At 66.1% G+C, this 440-nt stretch carries 1 pseudogene; it reads right to left on the bottom strand.

From position 1 onward, the window contains the following. A pseudogene (locus tag M979_RS22235) lies at positions 1–411 on the bottom strand (hypothetical protein); the annotation flags it as partial. Between the last annotated feature and the right edge of the window lie 29 nt (positions 412–440).

Here is a 440-nt window from a genome sequence, read left to right as displayed (position 1 = left end):
GAGATGTGGTGTCTCCACCGGTGGCTGTTCCGTATGCGACTCCTCGGCCGGCGTCAGCTCCATGGCCGGGATCTCCGACGGTCTGTCGAGGTGCGGTGTCTCCACCGGTGGTTGTTCCGTATGCGTTACCTCGGCCGGCGTCAGCTCCATCGCTGGGATCTCCGACGGTCTGTCGAGGTGCGGTGCCTCCACCGGAGGCTGCTCCGTATGCGGCACCTCGGCCGGCGTCAGCTCCATGGCCGGGATCTCCGACGGTCTGTCGAGATGTGGTGTCTCCACCGGTGGCTGTTCTGTATGCGGCACCTCAGCCGGCGTCAGCTCCATGGCCGGGATCTCCGGCGGTCTGTCGAGGTGCGGTGTCTCCACCGGAGGCTGTTCTGTATGCGGCACCTCAGCCAGCGTCAGCTCCATGGCCGGGATCTTCGACGGTCTGTCGAGGT

The organism is Buttiauxella noackiae ATCC 51607, from assembly GCF_001654865.1.
GTDB classification, from domain to species: domain Bacteria; phylum Pseudomonadota; class Gammaproteobacteria; order Enterobacterales; family Enterobacteriaceae; genus Buttiauxella; species Buttiauxella noackiae.
The sequence above is the reverse complement of the archived record's forward strand: the minus strand, read 5'-3'. Positions and strand labels throughout refer to the sequence as shown.